At 59.4% G+C, this 26,997-nt stretch carries 25 protein-coding genes; 12 read left to right on the forward strand and 13 right to left on the reverse strand.

Going from position 1 to position 26,997, the window contains the following annotated elements:
• Positions 1 to 16: 16 nt before the first annotated feature.
• A complete protein-coding gene (locus tag ACQQ2Q_RS02790; protein ID WP_428185498.1) occupies positions 17 to 994 on the reverse strand; it encodes a nucleoside recognition domain-containing protein in 978 nt (325 codons plus the stop codon).
• 119 nt (positions 995 to 1,113) lie between these two features.
• On the opposite strand from ACQQ2Q_RS02790, the gene ACQQ2Q_RS02795 reads away from it, so the two are divergent.
• Positions 1,114 to 1,566: an Lrp/AsnC family transcriptional regulator gene (locus ACQQ2Q_RS02795; protein WP_428186465.1), complete on the forward strand. Its 453-nt coding sequence runs from the start codon at positions 1,114 to 1,116 to the stop codon at positions 1,564 to 1,566.
• A 173-nt stretch (positions 1,567 to 1,739) separates the two neighbouring features.
• Here ACQQ2Q_RS02795 and ACQQ2Q_RS02800 read toward each other — a convergent pair whose 3' ends face one another.
• The gene (locus tag ACQQ2Q_RS02800) at positions 1,740 to 2,189 is read right to left on the reverse strand and encodes a helix-turn-helix domain-containing protein (RefSeq protein ID WP_428185499.1); all 450 of its coding nucleotides are present in this window, start codon (positions 2,187 to 2,189) and stop codon (positions 1,740 to 1,742) included.
• 83 nt (positions 2,190 to 2,272) lie between these two features.
• The gene (locus tag ACQQ2Q_RS02805) at positions 2,273 to 2,518 is read right to left on the reverse strand and encodes a hypothetical protein (RefSeq protein WP_428185500.1); all 246 of its coding nucleotides are present in this window, start codon (positions 2,516 to 2,518) and stop codon (positions 2,273 to 2,275) included.
• A gap of 460 nt (positions 2,519 to 2,978) precedes the next feature.
• On the opposite strand from ACQQ2Q_RS02805, the gene ACQQ2Q_RS02810 reads away from it, so the two are divergent.
• Together ACQQ2Q_RS02810 and ACQQ2Q_RS02815 are read left to right on the forward strand one after the other, a co-directional pair.
• Entirely contained in the window at positions 2,979 to 5,237 is a 2,259-nt protein-coding gene (locus ACQQ2Q_RS02810; RefSeq protein WP_428185501.1) for an autotransporter domain-containing protein, read from the forward strand.
• 263 nt (positions 5,238 to 5,500) lie between these two features.
• Positions 5,501 to 5,827: an antibiotic biosynthesis monooxygenase gene (locus ACQQ2Q_RS02815; protein WP_428185502.1), complete on the forward strand. Its 327-nt coding sequence runs from the start codon at positions 5,501 to 5,503 to the stop codon at positions 5,825 to 5,827.
• A 5-nt stretch (positions 5,828 to 5,832) separates the two neighbouring features.
• Here the strand turns inward: ACQQ2Q_RS02815 and ACQQ2Q_RS02820 are convergent, their stop codons facing one another.
• The gene (locus tag ACQQ2Q_RS02820; RefSeq protein ID WP_428185503.1) at positions 5,833 to 6,276 is read right to left on the reverse strand and encodes a group II truncated hemoglobin; all 444 of its coding nucleotides are present in this window, start codon (positions 6,274 to 6,276) and stop codon (positions 5,833 to 5,835) included.
• Positions 6,277 to 6,498: 222 nt separating this feature from the next.
• On the reverse strand, positions 6,499 to 6,888 hold the full coding sequence (locus ACQQ2Q_RS02825; protein WP_428185504.1) for a hypothetical protein: 390 nt from the start codon (positions 6,886 to 6,888) through the stop codon (positions 6,499 to 6,501).
• A 238-nt stretch (positions 6,889 to 7,126) separates the two neighbouring features.
• Here ACQQ2Q_RS02825 and ACQQ2Q_RS02830 point away from each other — a divergent pair, with 238 nt between their 5' ends.
• On the forward strand, positions 7,127 to 8,722 hold the full coding sequence (locus ACQQ2Q_RS02830; RefSeq protein WP_428185505.1) for a helicase HerA-like C-terminal domain-containing protein: 1,596 nt from the start codon (positions 7,127 to 7,129) through the stop codon (positions 8,720 to 8,722).
• A 427-nt stretch (positions 8,723 to 9,149) separates the two neighbouring features.
• Positions 9,150 to 9,566 carry a PACE efflux transporter gene (locus tag ACQQ2Q_RS02835; RefSeq protein WP_428185506.1) on the forward strand — a complete coding sequence of 139 codons (417 nt, stop codon included), beginning with the start codon at positions 9,150 to 9,152 and terminating at the stop codon, positions 9,564 to 9,566.
• Positions 9,567 to 9,731: 165 nt separating this feature from the next.
• On the opposite strand, the gene ACQQ2Q_RS02840 is transcribed toward ACQQ2Q_RS02835, so the two are convergent.
• The 4 genes from ACQQ2Q_RS02840 to ACQQ2Q_RS02855 all read right to left on the reverse strand — a co-directional run bounded on the left by ACQQ2Q_RS02840 (position 9,732) and on the right by ACQQ2Q_RS02855 (position 14,008).
• On the reverse strand, positions 9,732 to 11,819 hold the full coding sequence (locus ACQQ2Q_RS02840) for a methyl-accepting chemotaxis protein (protein WP_428185507.1): 2,088 nt from the start codon (positions 11,817 to 11,819) through the stop codon (positions 9,732 to 9,734).
• Positions 11,820 to 11,970: 151 nt separating this feature from the next.
• Positions 11,971 to 12,750 (reverse strand): VOC family protein, encoded by a 780-nt coding sequence (locus tag ACQQ2Q_RS02845; protein WP_428185508.1) that lies wholly within the window; start codon positions 12,748 to 12,750, stop codon positions 11,971 to 11,973.
• A gap of 19 nt (positions 12,751 to 12,769) precedes the next feature.
• Positions 12,770 to 13,258, reverse strand: coding sequence for a DUF1579 domain-containing protein (locus ACQQ2Q_RS02850; protein WP_428185509.1), 489 nt, complete (start codon positions 13,256 to 13,258; stop codon positions 12,770 to 12,772).
• Between the two features lie 21 nt (positions 13,259 to 13,279).
• Positions 13,280 to 14,008 (reverse strand): DUF899 domain-containing protein, encoded by a 729-nt coding sequence (locus ACQQ2Q_RS02855; protein WP_428185510.1) that lies wholly within the window; start codon positions 14,006 to 14,008, stop codon positions 13,280 to 13,282.
• A 55-nt stretch (positions 14,009 to 14,063) separates the two neighbouring features.
• Between ACQQ2Q_RS02855 and ACQQ2Q_RS02860 the strand changes: the two genes are divergently transcribed.
• Entirely contained in the window at positions 14,064 to 14,534 is a 471-nt protein-coding gene (locus ACQQ2Q_RS02860; protein ID WP_428185511.1) for a MarR family winged helix-turn-helix transcriptional regulator, read from the forward strand.
• 179 nt (positions 14,535 to 14,713) lie between these two features.
• On the opposite strand, the gene ACQQ2Q_RS02865 is transcribed toward ACQQ2Q_RS02860, so the two are convergent.
• Positions 14,714 to 15,136, reverse strand: coding sequence for an organic hydroperoxide resistance protein (locus ACQQ2Q_RS02865; RefSeq protein ID WP_428185512.1), 423 nt, complete (start codon positions 15,134 to 15,136; stop codon positions 14,714 to 14,716).
• A 136-nt stretch (positions 15,137 to 15,272) separates the two neighbouring features.
• On the opposite strand from ACQQ2Q_RS02865, the gene ACQQ2Q_RS02870 reads away from it, so the two are divergent.
• Complete coding sequence (locus tag ACQQ2Q_RS02870; protein ID WP_428185513.1) at positions 15,273 to 15,746, forward strand: MarR family winged helix-turn-helix transcriptional regulator; 474 nt, start codon at positions 15,273 to 15,275, stop codon at positions 15,744 to 15,746.
• Here the strand turns inward: ACQQ2Q_RS02870 and ACQQ2Q_RS02875 are convergent.
• Both ACQQ2Q_RS02875 and ACQQ2Q_RS02880 read right to left on the reverse strand, forming a co-directional pair.
• Positions 15,730 to 16,434, reverse strand: coding sequence for a L,D-transpeptidase family protein (locus ACQQ2Q_RS02875; RefSeq protein WP_428185514.1), 705 nt, complete (start codon positions 16,432 to 16,434; stop codon positions 15,730 to 15,732). The genes ACQQ2Q_RS02870 and ACQQ2Q_RS02875 overlap by 17 nt on opposite strands.
• A gap of 188 nt (positions 16,435 to 16,622) precedes the next feature.
• On the reverse strand, positions 16,623 to 17,411 hold the full coding sequence (locus ACQQ2Q_RS02880; protein WP_428186466.1) for a L,D-transpeptidase: 789 nt from the start codon (positions 17,409 to 17,411) through the stop codon (positions 16,623 to 16,625).
• Between the two features lie 202 nt (positions 17,412 to 17,613).
• On the opposite strand from ACQQ2Q_RS02880, the gene ACQQ2Q_RS02885 reads away from it, so the two are divergent.
• Positions 17,614 to 18,987 carry a methylmalonyl-CoA mutase family protein gene (locus ACQQ2Q_RS02885; protein ID WP_428185515.1) on the forward strand — a complete coding sequence of 458 codons (1,374 nt, stop codon included), beginning with the start codon at positions 17,614 to 17,616 and terminating at the stop codon, positions 18,985 to 18,987.
• Between the two features lie 4 nt (positions 18,988 to 18,991).
• Positions 18,992 to 21,127: a methylmalonyl-CoA mutase gene (gene scpA, locus ACQQ2Q_RS02890; protein ID WP_428185516.1), complete on the forward strand. Its 2,136-nt coding sequence runs from the start codon at positions 18,992 to 18,994 to the stop codon at positions 21,125 to 21,127.
• A 26-nt stretch (positions 21,128 to 21,153) separates the two neighbouring features.
• On the opposite strand, the gene ACQQ2Q_RS02895 is transcribed toward scpA, so the two are convergent.
• The gene (locus tag ACQQ2Q_RS02895) at positions 21,154 to 22,668 is read right to left on the reverse strand and encodes an MDR family MFS transporter (RefSeq protein ID WP_428185517.1); all 1,515 of its coding nucleotides are present in this window, start codon (positions 22,666 to 22,668) and stop codon (positions 21,154 to 21,156) included.
• Between the two features lie 121 nt (positions 22,669 to 22,789).
• On the opposite strand from ACQQ2Q_RS02895, the gene ACQQ2Q_RS02900 reads away from it, so the two are divergent.
• The 3 genes from ACQQ2Q_RS02900 (at position 22,790) to ACQQ2Q_RS02910 (ending at position 26,879) form a co-directional block, all read left to right on the forward strand.
• Positions 22,790 to 23,305 (forward strand): MarR family winged helix-turn-helix transcriptional regulator, encoded by a 516-nt coding sequence (locus ACQQ2Q_RS02900; protein ID WP_428185518.1) that lies wholly within the window; start codon positions 22,790 to 22,792, stop codon positions 23,303 to 23,305.
• Between the two features lie 266 nt (positions 23,306 to 23,571).
• Positions 23,572 to 24,945 carry a TIGR03808 family TAT-translocated repetitive protein gene (locus tag ACQQ2Q_RS02905; RefSeq protein ID WP_428186467.1) on the forward strand — a complete coding sequence of 458 codons (1,374 nt, stop codon included), beginning with the start codon at positions 23,572 to 23,574 and terminating at the stop codon, positions 24,943 to 24,945.
• 116 nt (positions 24,946 to 25,061) lie between these two features.
• Positions 25,062 to 26,879: a putative bifunctional diguanylate cyclase/phosphodiesterase gene (locus tag ACQQ2Q_RS02910; RefSeq protein WP_428185519.1), complete on the forward strand. Its 1,818-nt coding sequence runs from the start codon at positions 25,062 to 25,064 to the stop codon at positions 26,877 to 26,879.
• The last annotated feature ends 118 nt before the right edge of the window (positions 26,880 to 26,997 follow it).

A 26,997-nucleotide genomic window follows, 5' to 3' on the forward strand; every position in this document is an offset into this window, starting at 1 on the left:
GATATCGCACGCCCGCTCACGCGCGCTCCAGGGCCGTGTCCGCATGCCGGAACAGGCGCCTAAAGAAGGAGGTGTCCGACAGGCGGCGCAGAAGGATGGCGATCGCCGCCGTTGCGCAAAGGGCAAAGACCAGCCGCCCGGTCAGAACGCCGTGCACATCTGCGCCCAGCGAGATGACCAGGAGCGTGTCTTCGATGACGCTATGGGCAAAGCCCATGAAGACACAGGACAGGAAGATCTGGCGCGGGGCTATATGGCCGGACTGCGCCTCGCGGATCAAAAGACCGGCACCATAGGATATGCCGAGAAACAGGCCGACCGCGGTCAGATGACCCGCCTCCCCCCTGATGCCGGCAAGGCTGAGGAATGGCGAGAGCGCCTTCATCATCAAATCCAGAATTCCGCTCACCTTGAGGAATTCAAGCCCCCAGGACAGCACCAGAAGAATGACGAGCATCCACAGCATGGTTTGGCCAAGGCTTGTCAGATAATCCAGCCAGCCCTGCGTTGCGCTCATGGGCACCCAGACCGGCTCGACCGGGGCCGATAACCAGCCGGTGGCGGCCAGAAGCCGATGCAGCAAGAAGGCATAGAGCAGACCGCCCATGATGCGCAGAAGGGTCGTTGCGATCATGCCCGGCCCGGCCTTCTGGATGATCTTCTGCTCGATCGGCAGGCCATGGGCAAACAGGATGAGCGCCGAGAAGACCGTGACATCGGCGATACTGAGCGAGGATGCCGGGACCAGCGTAAACAGCAGCGGAACCGCGCCCCAGATGCCGACCAGCATGGCCGTCAGCCAGGCAAGGCCCAGCTCCGGCGGAAGGCCGAACACCTGCATGACCGGCGCAAAGCCAGGTGCGACCGCCTCGATCACGCCCAGGCGTGTCATGAGTTCCGTGGCGACGGCAATGGGAACCGTGATGCGCACGAGCAGCCAGTAAACCTGGAGTGTTTTTTGGGTATTGCGCAAGGCGGGCAGCAAGATCGACATAGGAGGCTCCTTGGAATTCGTCTTCCCTTGCTAGCGCGTGTCGTTTCACATTTTTGGTCAAAGATTGCAGCTTCTTGCAATTTTATTGCAAAGATTGCGACGTGCAATATGCTGTCCTCATGGATCGGATCGACCGGAAACTCTTGAACCTGATGCAGCGCGACGCCTCGCGCACCAATGTCGACATGGCCGACGCGGTGGGCCTGTCGCCCTCCAGCTGCCTGCGCCGATTGCAGCGCCTGCGCAAATCCGGCGTGATCGACCGCATTGTCGCCATTCTCAATCCGGCCAAGGCCGGACGCGGGATCAAGGCGCTGGTGACGGTGGAGCTGAAGCTGCATGGCGAACAGCATATGCGCCGTTTTCTCGATCTGGCCGTCACCGAGGAGGCCGTCTCGCAGGCCTATGCCGTGACGGGTGAAACCGATGTCGTGCTGATGCTGCGCCTGCGCGACATGGAAGAATTCGACGCCCTGTGCGACAGGCTGTTCCGCGACCAGACCAATGTGGCCCGCTTCTTCACCATGATCATTATCCGCACGGCCAAGGAGGAGACGGCGATCCGAGTCTGAGCGGGGGAGACAACCATGCGCCAGCACCCGACATAGCTCATTCAGTGATCCGTAGCGGCCAGGCGCCGGCATTCTTTGCTATCCAACTTGCTATCCAACAGACTTCCGTGATCGGACCTATTCTCGTACGATCCGTTTGTGCCGGAGATCGGAATTTTTGCTCGCATGGGCTGTCAGAACTCGATGTTCAAGGCTCTCATCCAACTGTCAAACTGGCTGGCAGGCCCTGTATGTCCACTGGCTGCGACATCGCCCAACTGACGGCGATACAGACCTGGTGAAACAGAACAGAATTGGGAAAATCTCCGGATGCCGTGGCTTTCGCTTGCAAAGCCGACGCCGAGACACAGGGCTTCGACGCTGAAGCGCGACATCTCTGCCTGCGCCAATAGCTGGCGGAGCTTTGTCGCCCGTGCCTTCTGAAGATATCTCGAAATGCCACCTTCCGGCTTGAAGAGTTCGTAGAGGCGGGTACGGGAGACGTTTGTCTTCGCCGCAATCCATTCCGGGGATAGCTGACGCTCTGACAGATGAGCGCCGATCACGAGCTTGGCGCGCGCCAGCGCGGCCACGAGATCGGCCAATATGATGGCGTTGGGTCCATCGACGATCTTGCCATGCATATGTCACGCACGCTTTCCGGCACATCCAGCATCGCGCGGGAGGTGGAAACGGCGATGAAATGACAATCGTTCAAAAAGCTGCGCTAAGGTTTGGTCATGTCAAATGCAACGATCTGCCCCGGATCGACGGACAGCCTGTTGTCTTGCGTCTCGACCAGACGCTGGCCGGAGAGGTTAAGCTGTAAGGTGCCATGTTCGAAACCATCCGCATTCACTCTGCGGGTGGAGCGCTCATGGGAGACGTCGTTCAGGTGCCGATCAAAAACCAGAACTTTCGAGTAGTTCCGGGCGTCGACCTGCGCGGAAAAGTCGACGCGGTCCGACCTCACATCAGATCCTCCCGGCATAGAGCTGCCTACAGGCCTCGACGGCCTCGTCCTGCCTGAGACTTGAACTGTCGAAATTGAAGGAACTCATGACTATTGCATATTGGACTGCGGATCCGAAAAGCAAGCTTATTATCATGCCAATGTCGAGCCAGGTGAAGTGCGGCATTGCGGTCGCTTGCAGGCCCCAACCCATTGGAATCTGATCAGAACTGGTACCGGGACAAATAGACAATGATCGCGCACGCTCAGACATGTGCAAAATGCGGACTCATTGATACGCCTGCTTCAGATCTCAAGACTCAGCTTTTCGTCGAAGTGCCGCGTATCGCAGATGGCAGGAGCTTGGGAAAAGGTGGGATGGCGCCTCCAGTCTGGGCCACGCAATCCGCTTTTGCTCTTCAGGCTGGACACTGATCGACGACGATTTGCGCCTAAAGGCGCTCCTTAAGGAAATGACATTATGAAGAATTCATGGGGTGCCGCGCGCCGCAAGGGCATTACTTTGCCTTCGCTCTATGTCACCAGTGCACTGTCGCTGGTTCTCGCAGCCGGGATGTCCCAGATCGCAATGGCTAAAGATAGCAGCGCTACAGGCATCCTGGTTGACGATATCAGCGCCGGCGACGCGGCTAAGTATTACGGCGATATACTTGGCATGAGCGATACCGGCATCGTCTTATTTGAATACAGAGGCTACAATGGCGACTGGTATTACGTTTTCTACAGTCTGACGGATGGCTTCACCGATCCCGGATCAGATGGCACCAATTGGCTGAGCGCCATCAGTGCGGATGGATCGACCTTTGTCGGGGCGGACTGGGAAGATGGCAACCCGTACACGGCCGTTGTCTGGACAGCAGCCGATGGATACACTGATATCGGCACCCTGGGCGGAAGCAGTTCCTATGCAGTGGATGTCAGCGACGACGGGTCGGCCGTCACGGGCATGAGCTACAACGTTTCGGGCGCATACCACGCCTTCTACTGGACGGCAGAAACAGGGATGGTGGATATCGGGAGTCTGACCACCGGTAGTAGCTTCGCTAATGCCATCAGCGGTGACGGTTCGACGGTTGTGGGATATTCACTAAGTGAGTCCGGTAACAGTACGGCCTTCCGCTGGGACAATGTCAGTCAGACCATAGAAAGTCTTGGCACGCTCGGCATCACCAATTCTTATGCGACTTTGGTCAGTTATGACGGCTCGGTCGTGGCCGGCTCTTCTATCACGACAGACAATTATTCTTACACCTTCCGTTGGACCGAAGAAGGTGGAATGACCAATATCGGAACGCTTGGAGGCACCTATACCTATGTCAGTGCGATGTCCGATGATGGCGGTGCGATCGTGGGCCGATCCAGCACCACTTCGGATTCCTACTTTCATGCCTATCGCTGGTTCGTCTCCGGCGATGGCATAACCGGCACGATGAGTGACCTTGGGACACTGGGCGGCGGCAACACTTCCGCTGCTGATGACGTTTCCGCCGACGGCAAAGTTGTGGTTGGCGCTGCCTGGGATAGTGCCAGTGTCTCTCACGGTTTCCGCTGGACGGACGAGACCGGGATGATCAGTGTCGACGACTGGTTGCGCGATGCGGGCGTGACACTCGATACCGATATTACCAGTGGTGCAAAATATGTCTCTGCCGACGGCAATATCGTCACCGGCTTCACGCAAGACGGCTTGATCTATATCGCCAAGGTCAGTGTCGATGAGGAGACAGATACAGATACCGACGGAGATGACGACGGTTCGGGCTCCAGCGGTGGCGACAACTCGGGCTCCGGCATCATCACCTATGACGATTTCCTGCCGACGCTCTATGGCGTCCAGGTCACCAGCCCCGCCCTGGCACAGGCAAGCACGGTCATGTTCGGTGCCCAGGGCAGCCCCATGCGCAATCTGCTCTCGCTCGGCCAGAAGTCCGTCTGGGGCACCGTCGACAGCGGCTATGACAATGGTCCCAGTTCCGACGGGGGCCTCGCCCTCGGCGATGTCGGCATGGGTTACGGCATTGCCGACGGCGTGACGGCACGCCTGTCTGTTGGTGCCACCTATACCAGGCAGGATCTCGATGATGGCGGCGAGTTCCGCAACCGCGGTTACTATGTTGCCCCCGAAGTCAGCGCGCTTCTCGGCGACAATGTCTATCTGACCGTGGGCGGCTACGCCTCGCGCGGCTCGGCCGATGTCAATCGTGGCTATAGGAACGGCACGGCGCTCGATTATTCTTCCGGCTCCACGGATACGAAGACCTATGGCCTGAAGGCCCGCCTCGATTGGCTGGATGCCGCCTCGATCAACGGCACCGCGATCACCCCCTATGCCGCGATCTCGCGCGCATGGAGCCATGCGGACGCCTATCGCGAAAGCGGTGGTTCCTTCCCGGTCAGCTATGATGCCGTCGACGACCACCAGACCATCATTCGCCTCGGCTCGGATTTCATCCATCCGTTGACCAACGATTTCCGCCTGACGTTCCGTGCGGAAGCCGATTACCGGTTCGAAAAGCGAGCCGCGGATATTTCCGGCGAGATCATCGATGTCTCGAGCTTCGACTTGGAAGGGGTTCAACAGAAGCAGCTCTGGCTGCGTGGCGGTATCGGTGGCGAATATGACGTGGCAGGCGGTACCGCATCGCTGATGCTCAATGTCACCACCGAAGGCTCGGATCCGGACATCTGGCTGCGCGCCGGCTGGCAGACGAAGTTCTGACCAGTTCCCATGACAGTGAGGCGCCGCATTTCGATGCGGCGCCTGCGATCCGGGTTTGAGCGGGGGGATTGGGGGATTGGGGGATTGGGGGATTGTCGCCTTTGGGGACGGGAGGGGACAGTCCATTGTCCCACTCGATTTGCATGCTGTTATCGAGCACCACTTGATCAAGCCTCGTTTCCGCGAGCCTATTGGATCAAATCCTTGAAGGTCACCACCGGCCTCCCTACCTACCTCTCTATGGCGATCTTCCGTGAGAGAGAATGGAAATGATATCCATCCAGACAGATCGAAATATCGTGACACAGATTAATGTTTTTACGGTGGAACCTGCGAGACAACAGGCTTTGGTCGACTCATTGATTGAAACGGTGAAAGCGGCCCAAAACATGGAAGGTTGGATTTCGGCCAGCATACACCGCAGCCACGATGGCACCAAAGTGACCAATTACATCCAATTCGAGAGCACCGAAGCCGCGCGCCGCGTTACCACGAAGCTGTTAGAGCTGGGGTATATCAAAAGAAATACTGCGCTTGGACGAGTGGCACCGGGTGAATACGAGGTCGCATTTACACTTATGGCGGACTGAGAAGCTCAGTCGTCGCCACTCCAGGTCCAGCGCGGCACTTCCCGCAAAGGATGAAGTTCTTCATCCCGTTCCGCGTGCGAATTCTGCCGCGCCACCTTGGTGCCGAATTCGACGTGCTCCAATACCGCTTTCCTGAATTCGAGGTTGGCGGGCATTCCGGCGGCGTCAATCGCTTGCGTGTAAAGGTCGACGAACCGCAACCGCTGTTCTTCGGTTATTTTCAGCCCGCGGTGCACATCGATCAAATGCCGGAATCCAATTTCCCGCGAAAACCGGTCGGGACCTCCGAAAGACTCCGCCGTGAAGGCAGTGAGATGGTCGACGTGCTCGGATTTGCCTTTGCCGAACAGTGGTTGGAGCAACGGGTCAGCGAGAGCGCTCGTATAGAATAACTCCTCCAACCTATGGAGTGCCTCTTCGCCTCCAGCGAACTCGAATAAACTTGGCATTTGCGGATCTCCCTGTGTCGTTTGCGAAATATGTAAGAAACGAGTTGCCCTGCCGCTAAGGGCCGGTCACCGCCATAGGCGAATCGGGATGGTCTGACCGACACCGTGACATGCGCCGGCCAAGAGGACTTTCTCTTTCCTTCCCCGCCCTTCCCCATACTAACGAAAAAACCGCCAGGCTTTCACCCGGCGGCTCTTGCAAAACGCGTGGTGTCAATCGGGTCAGACGAACTGGCTGAGACCGGGGACGGAGTTGACGACTTCGTCGACCACGTCGTCGCCGGCATATTCGCGGGCAGCGGCGATGGTTTCCTTGGCAAGGGCCGTGATTTCGCCCATGCCGAGGCCCTGGGCCATCAGCTGCTGGCCAAGGCCCATGACGCCGCCACCGCCGATGGCGCTCATCAGGCCGCCGAGAAGGCCCTTGCTTTCGCCTTCGCCATTGTGTTCGGCCACCAGTTCCATGGCGCCGGGAATGGCTTCGATCATGCGGGCCACGGCGCCGTCATCGGCTTCGCGCTGCAAAAAGCCGAGCATCATGCCCAGCGCCTTTTCGGCTGTATCCGGCTCCAGGCCAACATTTTCGGCAATGCGGGTTGCGAGTGCGTTCATCAAGGTTCTCCTCTGAAGTTCTGACGTTGACGTCAACGTAATCAAGGCTGACGGCGAACTCAAGCGCGCCCGCTCTTTTCTCCCGGGCATTTTTTGACGGTCTCAACTGCTGCCCCAAGCAGTTGTCGATGTTTCACACTATCCTTATAAGGGCAAGACAAGGACGCCGTGAAGACGCCGGTCGGGCATGTTTTTGGCTGTGGCATATCTGCGCAAGCAGGCAAAATGGGGACATGGAATGCTTGAAGCAGGCAAGATTTATATCGGCACCAGCCGCAATCCGGACGACAGCCTGAACAAGGGCGAATATCTGAACCTCAAATATGCCAACCGCCATGGTCTGGTGACGGGGGCCACCGGCACCGGCAAGACCGTGACGCTGCAGGTGCTGGCCGAGAGCTTTTCCAATGCCGGCGTTCCGGTGTTTTGCGCCGATGTGAAGGGCGACCTTTCGGGCATTGCCGAAATCGGCACGGCCAAGGATTGGGTGACCGCCAGAGCCGCACAGATCGGCTTCAAGGATTTCGATTTCCAGCAGTTTCCGGTGATCTTCTGGGATCTGTTCGGCGAAAAGGGCCACCGGGTGCGCACCACCATCGCCGAAATGGGCCCGCTTTTGCTGGCGCGGTTGATGGATGCCTCGGAGGCGCAGGAAGGCGTGCTCAACATTGCCTTCAAGATTGCCGATGAGGGCGGTCTTGCCCTGCTCGACCTGAAAGACCTGCAGGCACTGCTGAACTATATGGCAGACAATGCCAATGAATTGTCGAGCCGCTTCGGGCTGATTTCCAAATCCTCCGTCGGCTCGCTGCAGCGCGGCTTGCTGGTGCTGGAACAGCAGGGTGCCGAACATTTCTTCGGCGAACCGGCCTTGAAGATTGCCGACATCATGCGGGTGACCAATGACGGTCGCGGCGCCGTCTCGGTGCTGTCGGCCGACCGTTTGATGATGAATCCGCGGCTCTATGCCACCTTCCTGTTGTGGCTGTTGTCCGAACTGTTCGAGGAATTGCCGGAAGTGGGCGATCCGGACAAGCCGAAGCTGGTGTTCTTCTTCGACGAGGCGCATCTTTTGTTCGATGGCGCCCCGAAAGTGCTGATCGAGCGGGTGGAACAGGTCGTCCGGCTGATCCGCTCCAAGGGGGTTGGCATCTATTTCGTCACGCAGAACCCGCTCGATGTGCCAGACAGCGTTCTCGCCCAGCTGGGCAACCGGGTGCAGCATGCGCTGCGTGCCTATACGCCGCGCGAGCAGAAGGCGGTGCGCACGGCTGCCGAAACCTTCCGCCCCAACCCGGCCTTCGATTGCGAAACCGCCATTACCACGCTCGGCATTGGCGAGGCACTGGTCTCCACGCTGGAATCGAAGGGCGTGCCCTCCATGGTGGAGCGTACGCTGGTGCGCCCGCCCTCTGCGCGCCCGGCGCCGATTACCGATGCGGAACGCCAGCAGGTGATGGCGCTCAGCCCCGTTGCCGGCCAGTACGATACCGATCTGGACCGGGAATCGGCCTTCGAGATCCTGGCCGAACGCGCGCAAAAGGCAGCGCAGGCCGAGGCGCAGAAACAGGCAGATGAGGCCCGGGCCGAACAACAGGCCGACGACGACAGCGCTGCCGGTCGCTGGACCCTGCCCGGCTTTGGCGATGAGGATGATCGCGATGACGGCCGCTCCCCATCCGGGCGCAGCACCTCGAGCCGCAAGACAACGACCCGGCGCACGCGCCAGCGCGAAAGCGTGGTGGAAGCGGCCATGAAGAGCGCTGCCCGTTCGGTCGCCTCATCGCTCGGTCGCGCCATTGTGCGCGGTATCCTGGGAAGCCTGAAGCGATAATAGAGAAACGGCGGCCGCTTGAACGCGAAGACCAGGCCACATTCCCGCGACCGGCGATAGGGCGGAGCCGGTGCTTGGGGGGAAGCCGGCTCCGCCCCGCCTACCAACGCGCCTCGGGGGGGGAGAGGGAGAGACGCGCGGATATAATTCACTCACCTGCCCCCTGGACAACCAAGGGCAGGATTGTCGGCCTGCGGTGCTGACCTCACTTGCCGACGAATCAGTTATATTAGAATTTCACCATATTAGCCATATCTATTGCATGTGACACTTAATGGAAGCCTAATATTTGTCGGCGATTGGGTGTGTGTGGGGGGGGGGGGATGGCAACTTTTTCGGACCCCAAGCATTTCAGTGACGCGTTGTTTCGGTTAAGGCTGCCCCGGCAACGCCTTCCCTTTCATCTTCACCTTACTGGCCGTCCCCCATGTCCCCCATTCTTCGCCGTATCGTCTATGTCACTGCCTTCGAGGGCATTGCCATTGGGTTTAGCGTTCTGATCTTTCTCATGCTCGGGCATGACGAGACGTCTTCGGGGTTGGCGGCGGTGATATCCTCGACGGTGGCGGTGGTGTGGAATCTTGTCTTTACCACCATGTTTGAATGGTGGGAGGCGCGCAGTGCCGTGAGGGGACGCTCCGTCCTGCGGCGGCTGGTGCATGCAGCCTTGTTCGAGGGCGGACTTGCGGTGGTGCTGACGCCCGTTCTGGCAGTCCTTCTGGGTATTTCAATCGGTGAGGCCTTTGTGACCAATCTGGGCCTGCTTCTCTATTTCCTGGTCTATACCTATCTCTTCAACTTCGCCTTCGACCGGATTTTCGGCCTTCCGCAATCGGCCAAGTAGGAGGAAAGCGATCCGCGTCCAGGTGGCGTGCCAATGGCATGCAAACGCTGTTCATCGGGGTCGGATCATGGGGCGACGAGCATGAAAAACGGGCGCGAATGGCGCCCGTTTTCGTTATCTTCGATCGCGCGGTCGTCACACTGGCCTTGCAGCGATGCGACGTCTTCAAGCCGCCTGCCTGTCCGACGAATGGTGTCCGCTCGGCAGGCTGAACACACCGACAAGATTGCGCAGGCGCGCTGCCTCGTTGGAGAGACTGGCGCTCGCGGCATTGGTCTCCTCGACCATGGCCGCATTCTGCTGGGTGACCTGATCCATGCGATTGACCGCAGAATTGACTTCGGTCAGACCTTGCGACTGTTCGCGGGCGGCACGGGCAATGGCGTCCATATGCTGATTGATCTGACCGACATGATCGACAATGCGCTGAAGCGATCCGCTGGTTTCGCTGACGAGCTTCACGCCGGTGGACACCTCATCGCCAGACTGGGTGATGAGAGCCTTGATTTCGCGAGCGGCATTGGCCGAACGCTGTGCCAGTTCACGGACTTCCTGGGCCACCACCGCAAATCCCTTGCCGGCATCGCCGGCACGGGCCGCTTCCACGCCGGCATTCAGCGCCAGCAGATTGGTCTGGAAGGCGATCTCGTCGATCACGCCGATGATGCTGGAAATCTGACTGGAGGAGGCTTCAATGCGCTGCATCGCACTGATGGCGTTGCCCACGACATTTGCTGATTCCGCAGCGTTGCGATTGGCTTCCGCGGCCACCTGGCGGGCCTCCTCGGCACGTTTGGACGAGGAGCCGACATTAGCAGTGATTTCCTCAAGGGCTGCCGCGGTTTCCTCCAGCGAGGCTGCCTGCTGCTCGGTACGGCGCGCCAGATCGTCGGCGCTGTTGCTGATTTCGGTCGAGCCGTTGTCGATGGCAGTCGTCGAGCCGGACACGTCCCCGAGGGTCGCGCCCAGCTGGGCCACGGCGCGGTTGAGATCGAGGCGCAGCTGCTCGAAATCAGGCGCGAAGGGCTCATCCAGCTGAAACGTCAAATCGCCTTCCGCGAGTTTCTGCAATCCGACCGCGAGACCCGCAGTTGCCTGTTTCAGGCGCGCCTGAGCCGATGCTTCAGCCTCCTCCTGCACGCGAATGCGTTCGGCCTCGGCACGGGCGCGATTTTGGGCTGCCTCGCGCTCCAGCTTGCGATTGGAAATGGCAGCCAGCCGGAAGACTTCCAGCGCCTTTGCCATTTCTCCGATCTCGTCGTGACGTCCGGTCCCATCGATTTCCATGTCCGCATCGCCATCGGCCAAGCGCTCCATGGCACCCGCCATTCCGGCGATGGGGCGCGATATGGAGCGACCGATGAGGAAGACGGCCATGCCGAGCACGGCAAGCGTTGCCAGAACCACTATGGCTGCAATAGTCTGGCTGCGAGAAACCGCTGCATCGCTGCTTTCCAGCTGCGCCACAGATTGCGCCTTGGCCGCATCAAGGGCTGACAGGATCTTCGTGTCGATCTCGGCGAAACGCATATTGCCCGTTGCGCGCGCCTCGGTTTCCTCGATCACCACCTCGGCATAGGTCTTGAAGGCATTGGCATAGATATCCAGAGCCGACAGAATCTTCGCCTGCAGATCGGCAGGCAAATCCGATTGGGCAAGATTGGTAAAATTCGAGACCTCATCGGCGTGCTTGGCCAGATATTTCGGATCCTTGCGCAGCATCAGATCCTTCTCATGACGCCGAAGCATGAGCATGCTGACCAGGAGCTTGTCGCTCTGGACCGCCTTCAACTCCGTTTCGATGCCGTGAACAGCGTCGCGCATCTGGCCTTCAAGGCCCTCGTTCGGCACCAGCCCCAGCTTGATGTCGGTGGCGAAGACATTGTGAATGGCGTTCACATAGGCATCGTAGCTCGTTTCGATTTCGGCGAGAGCGGGTTTTTGCGGGGCAGCAACCAGCGCAGACACTTCTGAAATCAGCGCCGCGCCTTTGGCGACACTTTCATCAAAGCTGGACTGGGCTTCCACGGACTTATCGAGCAGGAAGTCCTTCTCGTATCGTCTGTTGTTGTGCAAGGCACCGTTCAGGGCAGAGAGCTTGCCCGCGATTTGATCAAGTCTTGTAAACTCCTGCCGGTAGGACTGTTCGGTCGCACTCTGCATCATAAAGATGCCGGTTACGGCGGCCACACCGAGGGCGGCCACACATGCCAGCGCAAGAATGCGGTGGACGATACGCATTCGGAAAGCCATAAGCAGAATATCCTTATTTAGAACTTCAAGATATTATGATTTATGCCGAACCAAACTTAATCGCGCATTAACAGCGAACCCCGAATTCTCAACTATAAGTCGCACCGGCAGACAAGCGCCCGCCCCCTGTCCTGACCTGACCGATCAACGATCATCGTGTCTTGGACACCAGCGAGAACATCGCCCCCTGCGGGTCCAGCCCGGTGACGATGAAGGAGCCGCCCGGCACTTCATGCGGACCGTTGACAATCTGGCCACCGGCGGATTTGACCCGTTCCGCTGCAGCATCGATACCGTCCACATTGACGTAATAGTTCCAGAACGGGGCTGGCATATCGGCCATCTTGGTCATCATGCCGCCGAGGCTTGCACCATCATGCTTGAAGGTCTGATAAATGCCCATGGCGCCCATATCCACAGCCATCTCCTTTTCCCAGCCGAACATGCCGGAGTAGAAATCGAATGCGGTGTCCAAATCGCCGGCATAGAGTTCGCGCCAGCCAAAGGTGCCGGGCGAATTTTCGGCTGGTGCGGGTGGCATCGGTCCGTCGGGCATAACCGGCTTGAACAGGCAGATAACGGCCCCTTGCGGATCTGCGGCCACCGCAAAGCGGCCCGTTTGCGGGATATCCGTCGGCGGCACATGGATAGAGCCGCCGGCGGCTTTGAATTCGTCCGCTTTCCGGTCGACGTCGTCAACCGCGACATAGCCCATCCAGCCTGGACGGCCTCCGCCAGCCAGCATGTCCGGCGTCAATGCCATCATGCCGGCAACGCCCATCTCGAAGCCGTCGACGTTGAAGATTGTATAATCCACGCCCGGTACATTGGAATCCTTGGCCTTCCAGCCATTGACCTTTGCATAGAAATCGGATGCCGCCGCGGTATCGGTGGTCATCAGTTCGTACCAGATGAAATTGCCTTGCATCATGTCAGGTCCCTTTCCTTGCTCAACGGAGCCGCTTCATGTCGTCGCGCATGAATTCCTTGAACGTGCCATCGGCCTGGCGGACAGCGCCTGTAAAGCGGCGATGATCCGCATCGAGGAAGGTGATGGTGTCGCGATAGAGCTCGGTTTTCGATGGATCGGTGAAGGACGGACCCTCGGCCTCCAGAATGAGCGTATTGCCATCCGGTTCCACCCAGCCGCTATAGAGCCAAAGCGTATCCATCATCGAACCGACCCATGAGCCGACATATCGTCCGGCCTTGGCGTCGAAACCCAGAGTGATCATCATTTGTCCGCGTTCACCATTGGGCATCAGCCCGCCGCTTTCGGCAACAAACCAGATGCCACCCAGCGTGCGGACCGTCTCGCGCCACTGCTTGTCGGGATCATCGGCATCATAGCCCGGGTGGTGCGCACTAGAGGTGACGACCCATTCGCCGAGCAATCGTTCGAGAAACCTGTGTTGCGGTCCCGGTTTTGAAAATTCCATCGGCTGCCCCTCCCCTCGCGTTCACCCGCTGCAGCAGCCGGCAACCGGCTTCTGGTCGTATTCATCGCGCCGCTTGAGGAAACTCAAGGTGCCCGTTTCATTGCGCCCGAGCGGTGCATAATCGAGCATCATCAGGGCACCGAGTCCCTCCTCGCCGCCGCGTGCGTAGTTGGAATAGGTGTGGAAGATGCGGCCCTGATCGTCCTTGTAGAAGGCCGACATACCGGGCAGTTCGTCATGGGCCCGCTCGCGCGGGATCGTCGTGAAATTGTACTCGACGCTGCCGGAGGCCAGCTCTTCCTCTGTAAAGGAGACGTGATAGTCGAAATTGAAGTCCGAACCGTTCGAAGACACCCACGGGAATTGCCAGCCCATACGGCGCTTGTAGGCCTCAATCTTGTCGAGCGGCGCGCGTGACGCGCAGACCAGTGTGACATCGTGATTATTGAGATGAACCAGCATCCCATCGATATGATCGGCGAAGAACGAGCAGCCGGTGCATCCGGCATCCCAGTCGGGACCGAACATGAAGTGATAGACGAGAAGCTGGCTTCGACCGTCGAACAGTTCCGCCAGCGATCTGCGACCATCGGCGGTGTCGAAGACATAGTCCTTGTCGACTGCGACCCAGGGCAAGGCAAGACGCTCGGCATTGAGCTTGTCGCGCGCTTTGGTGACCGCCTTTTCGCGTGTGAGAAGGCTGCGGCGCGCATCCAGCCATTCATCGCGGGACACTACGGCATGCTGCATGTCAGATCCTCCCGATTTCTCTTGATTTTTATGTTGATATCAACATAATTGGATCATGTCAAACGAATCGATACCCTTCTCTGTCACCATCCATGTTCGCGATCACTGCCTTTGCCTGCATGCACAGCGTGCGGCGCGCGCATTGGCACGGCGGTTCGACAAGGCCTTCAAGCGGTTCGGGATTACCAATGGCCAGTTTTCGCTGCTGATGTCGCTCAATCGGCCGCAGCCCGCCCCCATGGGGCCGGTCGCTTCCTTGCTGGCCATGGATCGCACGACCTTGACGGCTGCGCTGAAACCGCTGGAGCGTCGCGGTCTGTTGACCGTTGCACCCGATCCGCGTGACAAGCGCGGCCGGCTGCTCTCGCTGACCGATGACGGGCGCACCTTGCTCACCCAGGCGCTGCCGGTGTGGGTCTCCGAGCACGCAGCGGTCGAAGACGCATTGTCGCGGGACAATGCAGACGACCTGCGGGACAGCCTTCGTGAGCTTGGGCAGATGGACACGGCACCGCTCGCCGCATGAGCAATTCCCCCTCTCCTCCGCCGGCCGGCAACCTTCTCCCTGCTCCATGATTTATCATGGCAGGGAGAAGGATTTTCTTGGTCGATGCCTTTCGTTCACGCAGACACAAAAAGGCCGGCGCGGGGCCGGCCTTTGGGCAGGAAATGCCCTTCCAATACCTGAACGGTCAGAGCCTCGCTTCAGGCGACCTTGACGGGAACTTCGGTCGAGGTGCGCATGGCGTGGCTGTAGGGGCAGACGATATGAGCCTTGGCGACCAGATCTTCGGCGACTGCCTTGTCGAGGCCGGGGATATCGACGGTGATTTCGACTTCGATGCCGAAACCGGTGCCATCGTCACGCGGGCCGATGCCGACCTTGGTGCTGATCCTGGTGTCTTCGGGGATCTTGACCTTTTCCTTGCCGGCCACGTTTTTCAACGCGCCGAGGAAGCAGGCTGAATAGCCGGCAGCAAAGAGCTGCTCCGGATTGGTGCCGGTTGCCCCATCACCGCCCAGTTCCTTGGGCACTGTCAGCGTGACATCGAGAACGCCGTCGCTGGATACGGCCTGGCCAGCACGGCCGCCGGTTGCGGATGCATGGGCGGTATAAAGAATGGACATGGCTGAGTTCCTTGTTGAATTGACGATGCGATTTATATAATACACAATTGAATTGTGCGCAACTTAAATTTCCGCACATTGCATCTGCCAACCGGAATTGCGACAATCGCGCAATCAAACGCATGGAGACCCGTGAATGCCGGAAGACAATGGCGTGAAGGCAAAGACGACACTGGATCAACAATTGTGCTTTGCGATCTATGGTGCCGCCCATGCCTTCAACAGAGCCTACAAGCCGCTGCTGCAGCCATTGGCGCTGACCTATCCACAATATCTGGTACTTCTGGCACTTTGGGAAAAAGACCATCAGACGGTGAAAGCAATCGGCGATCAGCTGGGACTCGATTCCGGCACGCTGTCACCGCTGCTCAAGCGTCTCGAACAGGCAGGCAGGATCATGCGTCGACGTGCGGATGTCGACGAGCGTCAGGTGCTGATTTCGCTGACGGAAGATGGTGCGGCGCTGCAGGAGCAAGCCGCCGGTATCATGATGCAGATCGGCAAGGCGACCGGCTGCACGAAAGACAGCCTGGTCGCCCTGCGCGAAAATCTACATGCATTGCGGCACAGTCTGGAACAGACTGCGCAGGGTTCTACTGACGAACCATGATGCGGGCCTTGTTGGGCACGCGGTCGTAGAGATCGATGATATCCTGGTTCATCAGGCGCACGCAGCCGGACGATACGGCCTTGCCGATGGAATTCCATTCCGGCGAACCGTGCAGACGATACAGCGTGTCCTTGCCATTCTGGAAAATGTAAAGCGCGCGCGCACCCAGCGGGTTCATCAGACCCGGCGGCATGCCGCCATTGGCCGACGAGTATTTGGCGAGTTCCGGCTGGCGGGCGATCATTTCGTTTGGCGGGGTCCATTTCGGCCATTTCTGGCGCCACTGGATCACGCCTGTGCCCTGCCAGGCAAAGCCTTCGCGACCGATACCCACGCCGTAACGCATGGCGCTGCCACCTGGCTCGACCAGATAGAGGAAGCGCGATGGCGTATCGACCACGATGGTGCCGGGTGCTTCGCCCGTGGGATCGATTACGCGCTGGCGATAGAAGCGCGGGTTGATGCGCTTATAGGGGATGGCGGGGATGACATAACCGTTGTCGACCACCTGGCCATACATCGCATCCAGTTCAGCCGAACCACCATCCGGGAAACCCGGACGGGCAGCAATTGGTGTGATGGATGGGTTCGATGGGCCGTAGGATGCGCAGCCGGTCAGCAGCGCTGCTGCGCCGAGGCCTGAAAATGACAGGAAGGAGCGGCGCGATATTGGATTTTGGGAGGACATGGATACAGGATACCTTCACGGAACAAGAGCGGACCGGACCGCCCCTCGTCCGGCTAAATGCCTTTGCTGCCCAATTGGTTCCCCGCAGCGCCGGAATTCATGCATGGTCCGTAGCAAAGCCGCAGCGCTTGCGACATGGCTGGGGCTTCACAAAAGCGAGAGCTTGACGGCGTTCTGCGAAAGCGTGGCTAAATGACCACAATCGGGGCCTTGTCGCCCACGCGGTCATAGAGATCGATGACGTCCTGATTGAACATGCGCACACATCCAGACGATGTGGCCTTGCCGACCGACTGCCAGTCGGGCGTGCCGTGAACACGGTAGAGCGTGTCCTTGCCGTTCTGATAGATGTAGAGCGCGCGGGCCCCGAGCGGATTATTGAGGCCGGCTTCCAGCCCGCCTGCGGAAACACCGAAGGGCTTCAGCGCCGGCTGGCGCTCGACCATGTCATCGCTGGGTGTCCAGCGTGGCCATTTCTGCTTCATCTGGATCACGCCGCGTCCACTCCAGGCAAAGGCCTCGCTGCCGAGACCCACACCATAGCGGATGGCCTTACCGTTCGGCTCGACCAGATAAAGATGGCGCGACTTGGTATCGACAACAATGGTGCCGGCAGGCTCCGGCGTCTGGTAGCTGACTTCCCGCCGCAAGACGGAAGCGTCGACGCGCTGCAGCGGAATGGCGGGGATGGTCCGGCCATCCACGCGCTGCTCACCATAGATGGCACGATTGACCGGCGCATTGACCGGCAGGCCGTAGGTCTGGTGGAACTGCGTCTCGTAGAGGTTCTTCTTTTGCGGTACCGGTTGAACGACAGCCGGCTGCACGCGGGCCGGATCGTAATAGACCGGGGCCACCTCATCCTGAAAGACTTCGATATTCGTCCGGCTCGTATCGGTGACGAAATAACATCCGCCGAGGGTGGCGAGCCCGGAAAAAGCTCCGACTAAAACCAGAGCCCGGCGCAAAAATACCATCTTCAATACCATCTTACTTCATCAGTGCGCGTTTTTTGAGTCCGCGGCATCATGGCAATCGCGGCTGGCGCGAAGCTGTCGTATGCGCGGATGCCATGCGAGCCGGGCGATTTGACAAGGAGATGGCGCAGCCTCAACCAAAGTCAGGTTTGACGCTTCGTTTCAAAAGACTCATAAAGGCCGCCTCAGGGAGTTTATTCATATGGATGCACGCATTCTGGAGGACATCGCCTTTGCCGGCAACGGCCGCGACAATTGGCAAAAGCTGGTGGAAAAAGCACTGAAAGGTGCAGATTTCGCTGCCACCTTGACGTCCGCCTCCGATGACGGGCTGGTGATCGAACCTCTTTATGCGCGCCGTAAAGGCGCTCACCCTCTGGCGCGGCAATCGAGCGGTGGGTGGACAGTCGCCCAGCGCATGGACGATCCGGACGAAAAACGCGCTCTGGTGCAGATGGCTGACGACCTGGAAAACGGCGCGACAGGCATTTCACTCGTCTGCGGCGACAGTCCCTGTGCCTACGGGCTGGGCCTTGACCAGATGACCGCTTCCCTGCTGTCACGGCTGGCGGCAGCCCGGGCTGCCCATCGTTATGCGATCAGGCTTGAGGGCGGCAGTCTGGCTGTGGATGGTGCACAGGAACTGGCCCGCGCCATCGACACCGCCGGCGGGAATGGCGGGGCCATTCATTTCGGCATAGACCCCATGAGTGCGATGGTTTTTTCCGGCAACGGGGCTCAGCCGGGCAAGTTTGCAGAGGCAGTCAAATCCCTCAAGCTTCTGGACCATGCAGGCAGCATTCTGACGGCCAGTGGCCGCGCCGTGCATAATGCCGGCGGGACGGAAGCGCAGGAACTGGCATTCATGGCCGCCGCGCTTGCTCATTATCTGCGGGAGATGGACGCTGCCGGCATGGATGCGGGCGATACGTTTGCCCTGTGCGGACTTGCGCTCAGTGCCGATCAGGACCAGTTCCTGACCATTGCCAAGGGCCGCGCTGCCCGACTGATCGTTGCCCGCATGCAGGAAATTTGCGGAATATCCAAGCCTTCTGCGGCCCATCTGATGATGGAAACCAGCTACCGCATGCTCACAAGGCTCGATCCGGAGACCAATATCCTGCGCAACACGACTGCGGTATTTGCCGCCGGCGTTGGCGGCGCCGACGAGGTGACGGTGCTTTCGCACACGCTGACCCACGGCAATCCCGATCCGCTGGCGCGGCGGCTTGCCCGCAACACGCAGGTGATCCTGATGGCCGAAAGCCATCTCGACCAGGTCTGCGATCCCGCGGCCGGTGCCGGCGGCATCGAGGCCTTGACCGACGGGTTGTGCGAGGCTGCCTGGGAGATCTTCATGGCGATCGAGAAGAATGGCGGGATCATCCGGGCGCTGACCGACGGCTCCTTTGCCGCCTCCGTCGCATCGAAAGCCAAAAGCCGGGTCTCGCGGCCCATTGTGGGAACGACCTTGTTTCCCATGGACAAGGAACGAGCCGTCACCGTGCTCGGACCGTTGGAAAAATGCACTGCATCCGGCCTCGCGCCGACGCTGCTTTCGGACAGGGCGGAGTGAGGCGATGAGCAAGATCCCGAATTTCTCCGAGACGTCGTGGACCACGCCCAATGCGCCTGAGGCCCGCCACGATGGCGCGGTGTGGAATACGCCGGAAGGCATTGCGGTCAAGAGCGCCTATGGCGAGGGCGATCTTGACGGATTGAGCCATCTCGATACCTATCCCGGCACCGCTCCCTTTCTGCGCGGCCCCTACCCCACCATGTATGTTCAGCAACCCTGGACGATCCGGCAATATGCGGGATTTTCCACGGCGGAAGAATCCAATGCGTTCTATCGGCGCAATCTGGCAGCCGGCCAGAAGGGTCTGTCCGTAGCCTTCGATCTTGCCACCCACCGTGGCTATGACAGCGATCATCCGCGGGTTGCCGGCGATGTGGGCATGGCAGGGGTTGCGATCGACAGCATTCTCGACATGCAGCAATTGTTCGATGGCATTCCGCTCGACCAGATGAGCGTGTCGATGACGATGAACGGTGCGGTGCTGCCGATCATGGCGCTCTATATCGTTGCTGCGGAAGAACAGGGCGTTTCCGAAGACAAGCTTTCGGGCACCATCCAGAACGACATTCTCAAGGAGTTCATGGTCCGCAATACCTATATCTATCCGCCGCAACCCTCGATGCGGATCATTTCCGATATCTTCCAGTATACCTCGACCCGCATGCCGAAGTTCAATTCGATCTCGATTTCCGGTTACCACATGCAGGAAGCAGGCGCGACGGCGGATCTGGAACTGGCCTATACCATTGCCAACGGCATTGAATATGCGCGTGCCGGTGTGAAGGCCGGGCTCGATATCGACAGCTTTGCCCCGCGCCTTTCGTTTTTCTGGGCGACCGGCATGAATTTCTTCATGGAAGTGGCAAAGATGCGGGCGGCCCGGCTTTTATGGGCGACGCTGATTGCCAAGAACTTCTCGCCGCAGAACCCCAAATCGCTTGCACTTCGCACCCATAGCCAGACATCCGGCTGGTCGCTGACGGCGCAGGATCCGATGAACAACATCATTCGCACCATGGTGGAGGCGATGGCGGCCACACAGGGGCACACCCAGTCGCTGCACACCAATTCGTTCGACGAGGCACTGGCGCTGCCGACCGACCATTCGGCTCGCATTGCCCGCAATACGCAGATCATGCTGCAGACCGAATCCGGCACGACCCGGATCATCGATCCGTGGGGAGGTTCTGCCTATGTGGAAGCGCTGACGCACGATCTGGCGGCGAGAGCGCTTGTCCATATCGAGGAGGTGGAAACCTCCGGCGGCATGGCCAAGGCGATTGAAAAGGGCATTCCGAAGATGCGCATCGAGGAGGCCGCGGCACGGACGCAAGCCCGGATCGACAGCGGGCAGCAGACGGTGGTGGGGATCAATTTCTCGCGGCCCGAACGCGATATCGAAGTGGATGTGCTGAAGGTCGACAATTCCGAGGTCCGCGCTCGCCAGTTGTCCAAGCTTCAGCAGCTCAAGGGGACGCGCGACACCCATGCCGTGGAGACAGCGCTCGATGCTCTGACGCAGTCGGCCAAGTCCGGCGATGGCAATCTGCTCGACTTTGCGGTGAAGGCGGCCCGTGCCCGCGCCACTGTTGGCGAGATTTCGCTTGCCCTGGAAAAGGCCTATGGCCGGCATGTCGCCGAGATCCGCACCATATCGGGTGTCTATCGCAAGGAAGTCGGCGATAGCGATGCGGCTTTCAATCTGGCGGTGTCCAAGGTCGAGGCGTTCAAGGCGGCGAGCGGCGAAAAGCCCCGTATTCTGGTGGCCAAGATGGGTCAGGACGGTCACGACCGGGGGCAGAAGGTGATTGCCACCGCCTTTGCCGATCTGGGTTTCGACGTGGTGGTGGGCGCGATGTTCCAGACACCGGAAGAGGTTGCGGAACTGGCCGTGCGCGAGGGCGTGCATGTGGTGGGGGCTTCATCGCTTGCCGCCGGTCACCTGACACTGGTGCCGGAACTGCGCGACGCGCTGTCCAAGCGAGGCGCATCCGGCAAGCTGATTGCAGTCGGCGGCGTTATTCCGCCGCAGGATTTTGCAGCGCTGGAGACAGCCGGGGCAGATGCAATCTTCCCGCCCGGCACGGTGATTGCCGAGGCCGCATCGGCGCTGATCGACAAGTTGTCGACCAACTGAACACCCATGCCGTCATGCAACCCGGCTCAGCCCGCCTTCTTGGCGAGCGAGCTTGGCAGTTGCACATTCTTGAGGAACACGGCGGCGATCAGGCCAACGGCGCTGATGAGCGCTGCCCCGAGGAAGAGCGGGCGGAAAGCGCCGGTATAGACTTCCGCGACCAGCGCCTGGGTTGCCGCCGGCAGGGTTTCCAGGACTGCCGGCGTGAGTTCCTTGATATTGTCGACGCCGGGGATGGGCGTTGCCAGATGGGCGACGCCCGCCGACAGGATGGCGCCATAAATCGAGATTCCGATGGCTGCACCGCCCATGCGGGTGAGCGTGACCGTGCCGGTGGCCGCGCCAGTGTCGCGCGCAAGGGCCGCATTCTGGACGCCGAGCACCGGGACCTGCTGGCCGACGCCGATCCCGAGGCCCTGGATGAAGAACAGGATGGCGACGAGATAAAGCGGTGGAGCGGCGGCGAGAGTGCTGAACACCAGAAGCATGATCATGCTGGAGGTCGTGCTTGCAATGGAGAAGATCTTGTAGCGGCCGGTGATCGACATGATGCGACCGGCAGACAGGGAACCGACGGCAATGCCAATCGTGATCGGCGTAAACAGAAGACCGGCAACCGTTGGCGACAGGCCCGTGGTGGTCTGAAGGAACAGGGCAAAATAGTTCGACAGGCCGATGCCAACCGCACCGCTGGTGATCGAAATGATCAGCAACAGGTTGATGGTGGATTTGGAAAACAGGCTGAGCGGCACGACAGGCTCTTCCGCGCGACGCTCGACGCCAATCCAGATCGTCAGGCAGACAAGACCGAAGGCAACGATAGCCAGGCTTTGCGCAGATACCAACGAGCCAAACAATTCGCTGCTGTCTGCCCATAGCACGATGCTGGAGATGGCCCCTGCCAAAAACAGAGCGCCGGCATAGTCGATCTTCGGTTTGCGTTGCGGCTTGCGGTAAGGCAGGAAAATTACCAGGCCGGTGAGCACGACAATGCCGATCGGAAGGTTGATGAGGAAGATGGAACGCCAGCCGAACGTGTCGCTCATGATCCCACCCAGCACCGGCCCAAGGGCGCCGGAGATCATCAATACGAGGCTGGCATAGCTCTGGTATTTGGCGCGCTCGCGTGGCTCGAACAGATCGGCATTGATGGCGAAGATCGACACCATGATGCCGCCACCGCCGAGCGCCTGAAGCACGCGCGCTGCAATGAGTGTATCCATGGAAACGGAAAGCCCGCAGACGAGTGAGCCAAGCGTGAAGATGCTGACCGCTGCGATGATCACATATTTACGCCCGAACAGATCGCCGAGCTTGCCATATAGCGGCATGACCGCACTCATGGTGAGGAGATAGGCGGAGCCTACCCAGCCGAAACGCTCGAGCTGACCGAATTCACCGACAATGGTCGGCAGGGCGGTGGAGACGATCTGATTGTCCAGCGTTGCCATGAACATGGCCGTCATGAGGATCAGGAACAGAAAAAGTCGCAAACGGGGGTCGGAAACCAGAGGTTCCTGCGGCGCGGGGCGCATATCCATGAACAATACCTGCGTTGAATTGCGGCAATTTATGTGACAAACGCACATAAATGTCAATGTCACGTAGATGACATTTTCAACCAACTAGGGTAGTCTCGCTTCAAATCAAGGTTTGGGACCAATGATGACGACCGCTGAACGATTGCAAACACAGAGTAAAAACGAGAGCGCCGATGCAGACATCGATCTGATTTCGCAGGCCATGTCGCGTTGGAGACTGCTGATCGGCCGGCGCATCATCAGCCGCGTGACCATAGACAAGGTGGCACCGGAACTGGATATTTCGCATTTCGATGTCATCGAAGTGGTGCGGCGCGGCGCCGGCGAAGTGACCGTCGGGGCGATCGCGGAGGCCATGCGTGTCGACCCGTCGCGCAGCAGTCGTCTGGTGGCCGAGCTTGTTCAGAACGGCATGTTGCAACGCGCCGTCTCCCAAGAAGATGCGCGGCGCACCGTTGTGCTTTTGACGGAAAAGTCGCTTGGCATGATGAAGGAGATGCAGCGGATCAAGCGAGACATCATAGAAGGCTGCCTCACCGGCTGGGCCGATGACGATGTGGCCCAGTTTTCCCGTCTGTTCAGCCGCTTCGTCGACGAGTTCGAAGGCATTGCCCGGGCCCGCGAACCCGGCGCATAAAAGATAAATTACCCGAAAGCGGAAAGGCCGGCCTGGCGATTGTGCCAGTGCCGACCTTCTCACACGGCAGCGTGCCGCAAGACGATGCGCTTCTGCCGTCTCCCCTTCAGCGCCCCCGTGCTCCAAACGCTGTCCCTGTTCTAACCGCTCGGTTGAAGCCCGCTTTGATCTAAAGCAAATCTATCGATGCGGCTGTGCTATTTTCCCTCAGGGGAATCGCACGACCATGCGATTGGCGTGATTATGCGGGGGACAAAGGGATGACCATGGTGAAGCGGCGACAGGTTCTGGCATTCATGACGCTGCCTGCCCTTGGCTGTGGCGCATCCGCCCGGCCATCTTTTGCCCAGGCGATCCTCGATGCGACGCCTTTGCGCGGCGCGATCGATGCGACAGCAGCCGGTGTGGTGAGCAATGCCGACGAGGATCAGAGTGCGGCGCTGCAGGCCATCATCAATGAGGGAGCCGCGCGCGATCTGCCGGTTTTCCTGCCGGCGGGGCGCTATGTGGCATCCGATCTTACCTTGCCGGATGGTGCCCGGCTGATCGGTGTCTCCGGCGCATCGCGGATTGTTCATGGCGGTGGCGGCGCGCTTGTGTCCTGCGCCGGCGCGGCACGGGTGGAGTTGCGCGATATCGTGCTGGATGGTGCGGGCCACGGGTTTGGCGAAGACACCGAAGCGGCCCTGGCCAATTTTACCGAATGCGGCGCAGTGCTGATCGACAATTGCGAGATCTTCGATAGCGGCAATATGGGGTTGCGACTTGAGCGTTGCGGGGGGCGGATTGAACGCACCCGCATTGCCAAGGCTGCCGATATGGGGCTTTACGCAGTGGAATGCGTCGAACTGCTGATTACTGCCAACACCGTCTCCGATTGCGGAAATGGTGGCATTCTGGTCCATCGTTGGGAAAAAGGCGCAGACGGAAGCCAGGTTCTCGGCAATCGTGTCAGCCGGATTGGCGCCCGAAGCGGCGGAACCGGTGAATATGGCAACGGCATCAATGTCTTTCGTGCCGACAATGTGATGGTCAGCGGCAACCACATTTCCGACTGCGCCTTCACCGCCATCCGCGCCAATTCGGCTTCCGACATCATCATCAGCGGCAACACATGCCTGTCATGCGGCGAGACGGCCATCTATTCGGAGTTCGTGTTCGAAGGGGCCATCATCTCCGACAACCTGATCGACGGCGCCGCAAACGGCATTGTGGTCGCCAATTTCATGGATGGCGGACGGTTATCGACCGTGACCGGCAATCTGGTGCGCAACCTCCAGCTCGCCGGCCCCTACGAGCATGACGGCGCTGGATTCGGCTTTGGCATCTCGGTGGAGGCGGACACCGTCGTCTCCAACAACGTGATCGAGAAGGCCCCGCGTTACGGCTTGATGCTCGGCTGGGGGCCTTATCTGCGCGATGTGGTTGCGAGCGGCAATGTTATTCGCGATACACCTGTCGGCATTTATGTGACCGTGGTCGAGGATTCTGGAAGCGCCATCATCAGCGCAAATGTGTTCAGCGCGGTCTCCAAGGCTGCGATTGCAGGTTATCGCTGGAACGATCTGGAGACGGAGGACCTGCTGGGGACACCGGATCGCTATGCCCATCTGACGATTGCCGGCAACCGCAAAACCTGATGCGGAGACGAGATCTTCCACAACAAGCTCATCGATATTTAAATATTTAGCATATTCGTAACAACAATTTAAGCGAGCCGTGATCATACTGTCTCTGAGTAACCCGACGAGACGCCATGATTACCAAGTTACAGAATACCATCCTCGAAATGATCGCGCGCGGTGCACCGCTGCGCGAGACGCTCGATACGTTGTGTCTATCGGTGGAGGAGATGGCTCCGGATGTGGTGTGTTCTGTTCTCAAACTGTGCGAGCAGGGACGATTGTGGAGCCTTTCGGGCCCCTCTTTGCCCCAACACTATATTGAAGCGATCGATGGCGTCACAATCGGGCCTGACGTTGGCTCTTGCGGTGCGGCCGCCTATACCGGACAATCCATCGTCATAACCGACATTGCCAACCACCCCTATTGGGCGCCGTTTGCCGACCTGGCACTGGGCTGCGGGCTGCGTGCCTGCTGGTCGACACCGATCCAGCTTGGCGACAAGGTTCTGGGGACATTTGCGTTCTATTTCCATACGACACGCGGACCTTCCACGTTCGAACAACACATTGTCGACACCTGCACGCATCTGTGTGCCATCGCCATAGAGCGAGAACTGCGCCTGGAAGAACGGCAAAGGCTTTCCGAAACCGACCCGCTGACCCAATTGCCCAATCGCGGGCGCTTCAACGCCCTGATCCAGGACTGTGACAAGCGGAAACAGCCTTGGAGCCTGCTGATTGCCGATCTGGACAATCTGAAGCTCGTCAATGACAGGCTGGGCCATCAGGCCGGCGACGAGTTGATCTGCGAAGCCGCAAGACGTATCGCCCGCGAAGCCCCCAAGGGTGCCAGTTTCCGCATGGGCGGAGACGAATTCGGCATTATGATCAACGGCGGCAGGACCGAGATGAACGATCTTGCCGCGCGCCTGATCGGGTCGATGAAGGAGGCCTGCATCTGTGCCGGTCAACATCTCAGATCATCCATGACAATCGGCGGCGCGGTTGCAACCGAGCACGATACGCCGGAAAGCATGCGCCAGAAGGCCGATTACGCGCTCTACCACGGAAAGGAACGTGGACGGGGGCAATTCATCGAATATGCTCCGGGACTGGGCACGGCAATCGCCAGGCGATTTCGCTCCATCCAGACGCTCACCGATGCGCTGCGCACGGACAGCATCGTGCCCTTCTATCAGCCCGTGGTTGAACTGAGCACCGGCGAGATCAAGGGCATGGAAGCGCTCTGCCGCCTCGTACTCCCGGACGGAAACGTGGTCACCGCCGAAAGCTTCCATGAGGCGACACGCGATGGCCAGGCTGCACTGGAACTGACCCAGTTGATGCTGACCAAGGTTGCGATCGATGCGCGGCGCTGGCTCGATACGGGCTATGATTTTGGACGTGTGGGCATCAATCTGTCTGCTGCTGACTTTTGTCACGACGGATTGGCAGAGCGCATCGCCACCGTTTTTGAGACGACGGGCGTGCCGCTGACAAAGCTTACCCTAGAGATCACCGAATCCGTCTATCTCGATCAGCGCGATCAGAATATCGCTTCACAGATCAATGCCATGAGAGCCATGGGCATGCGCGTCGCGCTGGACGATTTCGGTACCGGCTTTGCCTCGTTGACACATCTTCTGACGGTGCCGGTCGACATGATCAAGATCGACCGAACCTTCGTGCAACGCATGGTCAATGAAAGCCGTGGCCTGGTCATCATCCAGGGCCTTGTGGGAATCGCCAAGGGGCTGGACATGTCCGTGATTGCCGAAGGCATCGAGACGATCGACCAGGCGGGCCTGCTGTTAAAACTCGGCTGCCAGAGAGGTCAGGGCTATCTGTTCTCGAAAGCCGTGGACTATGACGCCGTGACAGGTCTGTTGAAGAACCACGGCAAACAGGTGAACCGCCCGCGACTGCTTGCAGCATCCCTTACCGGCTGAGCTGCATGCTACTTTCAAAGACGATCCTGCGGTCCGCTTTGTGACCGTTTCCAAGGCGCGGGGGCCGTGATTGAAATTGCTGCTGCGATCAGTCGCGAGCCTCTTCAAATTGTCAGCC

The sequence above is a fragment of the Agrobacterium sp. ES01 genome (genome assembly GCF_050320885.1).
Lineage (GTDB): Bacteria > Pseudomonadota > Alphaproteobacteria > Rhizobiales > Rhizobiaceae > Allorhizobium.